4 protein-coding genes are annotated in these 3,759 nt (G+C 60.0%); all 4 read right to left on the bottom strand.

The features are described from left to right. Window positions 1-5: 5 nt before the first annotated feature. Window positions 6-833, bottom strand: coding sequence for a S1/P1 nuclease (locus LAT75_RS15310; RefSeq protein WP_291483663.1), 828 nt, complete (start codon window positions 831-833; stop codon window positions 6-8). A gap of 3 nt (window positions 834-836) precedes the next feature. Next, window positions 837-1,970 (bottom strand): FAD-dependent oxidoreductase, encoded by a 1,134-nt coding sequence (locus tag LAT75_RS15305; protein ID WP_291483661.1) that lies wholly within the window; start codon window positions 1,968-1,970, stop codon window positions 837-839. Window positions 1,971-2,064: 94 nt separating this feature from the next. Next, window positions 2,065-2,604 (bottom strand): WbuC family cupin fold metalloprotein, encoded by a 540-nt coding sequence (locus tag LAT75_RS15300; RefSeq protein ID WP_291483659.1) that lies wholly within the window; start codon window positions 2,602-2,604, stop codon window positions 2,065-2,067. Further along, on the bottom strand, window positions 2,597-3,759 hold a 1,163-nt coding region (locus tag LAT75_RS15295), incomplete at its 5' end, for a M20 family metallopeptidase (protein WP_291483657.1). The genes LAT75_RS15295 and LAT75_RS15300, both read right to left, overlap by 8 nt.

Genomic DNA, 3,759 nt, shown 5'->3' with positions numbered 1-3,759 from the left:
CTACCTCACCGCCCGCCATACACCTCATTCAGCACCATAGCGATGCGCAGGCCTGCCTGTATGAGGCGCTTTTCTACAATATGAAAATTGCGGTTGCGGTATTCCCAGCCAAGTTCAAGGTTTTCGGGCAGGTCGTAGATGTTAGCCCGGTACTGCACCGATTCATGGGCCCAGTCGCGCGGACCGCCCTGTTTCCAGGCGGCTTTGGTTGCATCATCAACAATCAGGAGGGCGTCCGCAAACTGTGTGCTTGTGAGGTCCCATGATTCGATCATGTCGGTATCCCACACGCGGTGCAGGTTGGAACTGCGGCCGAGCCACTGCACCCGCACATCGTTGCCGCCGCGGTCTTCGCCGGTACCAACGTGCAGCGGCTGATGCATGTCGCCGATCATGTGAATCACCATCCGGAGGGCGTCCCGCTCTTCGTCTTCGGTGAGTCTGCCGGATTTCAGCGCGGCAATCTGCCGTTCAAGGGCTTCGATCACATCGCCGTTCGGGTTGTGTTCGGCCTCTTCATAGCGCATGCCATCGGGTATGGTGACCCAGTGCCAGTCCGCCGTGTGCCGGTAGGGCTCAGTTGAGCGAACCTGATCCATCCACACGGTTGCGACGGTGAGGCTGGTTTCGCCGAGCAGCCGCTCCACATGGGCCGCAGCCCCCGGAGTGAGATGCCGCTGCGCGATTTCGCCGGTGATGTAGTGCCCGGTGCGGCCCCAGGCATGGGCGTCGGCGGGAATCAGGCCGATAAAAAAAGCGACGAGGAGGGCCGTAGCGGCTGCCCTCGTGGCAGCCGGGGCAGCCACAAGGGCTGCCCGTACGGGGAGTATCATAATCTAAAAATGAGGGGTAGGGTGGTTAGTGATGAGAGAGGCGGTGCGCTGACCGAGTTTCATGCCGATGGCGACGCCCATGCCGCCGAGGCCGGCGGCGGTGTACACGCCGTTTTCGTGGCGGCGGCATTCCGGAGTTTTGGTGGCGCCGAAGCCCATCACGCCGGTCCATTCCTGATCGATCTGCCAGTCAGGGTCGATGCCGAGCTTGTCATTGACAAAACTGACGAGCCAGTTTTTGATTTTCGGGTTGATTTCATTGAGGATGGATTCTTCACCCGCTTTATCTACGTCGCGGGCGCCGCCGATGAGGAGGCGGTCGCCGAGGTCGCGGAAATAGACATAGCCCCGGTTGTAGTGACAGCTGCCGTGCCAGGGCAGCTTTTGAAGCGGATTGGTGACAAATACGTAGCCGCGGGCGGGTTTCACCTGTGTCTCGCCGAGCAGCGTGGAGGTGTAGCCGTTGGTGGCACAAAGTACGGCAGCGGCTTCGAGTGCGAGCCCGTCCTGCAGTACGGCTCCGTGCTGGTGCACTTCGGCAACCGGCGTGTTCCAGCGGATTTCCACGCCGGCCTGCTGTACTTTGCGGACCAGCACTTCCAGCATTTTGCCGCTGTGCAGGTAGCCTTCGAGGCGGTTAAAGATGGATGGAAATCCGTTTATTTCACGGAATTCGTAGGTGTCGGCTTCTCCCGTGAGTTCTTCGACCCAGCGGCTGAAGCGCGGCAGCTGTGCAAGGCTTTCGCGAAAGTGCGGATCGTTGGTATCATCAAAAATCTCGTAGCCGCCGGTCATTTCGAAGCCGATTTCTTCGCTACCCAGCTCTTCTTTGAGCAGGGCGAGGCCTTCGAGGCGCAGCCGCAGGCGGTCTTTCACGCCGGCTTCGGCTTCCTGCTGCAGGTCGTCGAGCAGCTCACCTGCAGAGCCAAAGCACGCAAAGCCGGCATTCCGGCCGGTAGCGCCCGTGGGCCAGAACCCGCGGTCGAGCACCATCACCCGGTGTTCGGGATGCTGACGCTTATAAAAAAGCGCGGTAGCAAGCCCCGTAATGCCGGAGCCGATAATGAGGAGGTCAGCCGGCCGGGCCAGCAGGTCGCGTTCCCACCAGCTGCGCTGTGTGATGTTTTTGAAAATCATTCGGATGGATGGTTTCGGTAATCAGTAAAAAAAGGATGTCTTTGGCTTATGCAAACACCATGCGGGCTGAGGCCGGTTCCGCTTCCCTTTAAAGTTAAAGCCGGGTGGCCTGCGCGCGGAGATTTTCCAAAAAAGCCTCCGTCTCTCCGCTGTCTTCCTGCGGGGCCCAGCCGGCAAAAACTTTGTCGGTTGCCGCATCATACGGACCCTTCTTGAATTCGATGAGCACGGTGTCTTTTTCGAGCACTTCAAAACTGTGCCACACCCGCGCGCTGATATCGACCATGCAGTTTGCCCGGCCTGCTTCCAGCCTGAACGAGCGTGAAAGACTTCCGTCTTCCTCAAAAATGTAGAACTGAATCGCCCCGCGGTGCAGGATGATGCTCTCGGTGGCGTGCGGCATCGGGTGCATGTGCGGCATCACATAGGTGCCGGGCTGCATGAAGTTGAGCAGCCGCTGCACCAGATCCCCCTGCGTGCGCTGCACCGGGTAGATGATGCGCAGGCGCGGGCTTTCCGTCGCGGCTCGGCATCCGCGGGCAAGGAGCGCTTCATCCAGACAAAACACATCCCCCGAAAAATTATCGAGGGCCAGCTTTTTGGCGCCGGAGCTGCGGCCTGATTCCTCAGCCATTCCCCCCTCCTGTTGCGTTAGGGTGAAGGGCGATGCCCGCCATTAGCGAAGCACCGGTTACAAAGGCATCCTCATCTATATTATAGCGGGGATGGTGCCACGACCAGAGCGAATCGGCTTTGGCGCTTCCCGTGCCGAGCAGGAAGAAGGCACCGGGGAAGTGCTCGAGATAGAAGGCGAAATCTTCGCCGCCCATCACCGGCTCGGGCATCCAAAGGGCCGTTTCGGGACCGTGCAGACTTTCCGCCACATCCACAATTACATCGGTAGCCCAGTCGGTGTTGATTACGGCCGGGTAGCCTTCATCATACGAAAAATGATAACTGCCGCCTGCGCCCTGCGCGATACCCGCAGCAATGGCTTCGATACGCTGCGCGATAAAATTGGAGGTCTCGCGGCTGAAGGTCCGGATGGTGCCGAGCATGCTCACTTTTTCGGGAATCACGTTGTGAGCGGTGCCCCCGCTGATTTTGCCGACGGTAACCACAACGGGCTCAAGCGGATTGATGCTTCGGCTGCGTACGGTCTGCACCGCGCTCACAAACTGCGCGGCCATCACGATGGGGTCGATTGCAAGATGCGGTGCGGCGGCGTGACCGCCTTTGCCGATGAGGTCGAGGGCAAACTCATCGGGCCGGGCCATCATCGGGCCCTTGATTACGCCAATGGTGCCGGGCGCGTGGGCCGGACTTGTGTGGAGGCCGTAAATCGCCTGCACGCCAAGCGACTGCAGGATGCCCGACTCCGAAATGAGGCGTCCGCCGCCGGGCAGCTTTTCCTCCCCCGGCTGAAAAACGAGCACGATGGTGCCCGTGATCTGATCGCGCAGGTCGAGCAGCATACGGGCACAGCTGAGCAGGTTGGCCGTGTGCGCATCGTGCCCGCAGCAGTGCGCCGCCCCGGCATTTTGAGAGCGGAAACCGGCCTTGGCATCACCGGTTTCCTCCATTGCAAGGGCGTCAATGTCCGCGCGCAGGGCAACGACCCGGCTGTCGGGCGACTTCCCCCGAATTACGGCAACACAGCCGGTTTCGGTAGGATGATGCACCTCACAGCCCATTTCCTCAAGGCGGGCCGTGAGCCATTTGGTGGTCTCAAATTCTTTAAAACTAATTTCGGGATTACGGTGCAGATAGCGCCGCCATTCAACCATTT

This window comes from Cyclonatronum sp. (assembly GCF_022565315.1).
Taxonomy (GTDB): Bacteria; Bacteroidota; Rhodothermia; order Balneolales; family Cyclonatronaceae; genus Cyclonatronum.
This window is presented reverse-complemented; position numbering and strand designations above follow the sequence as displayed.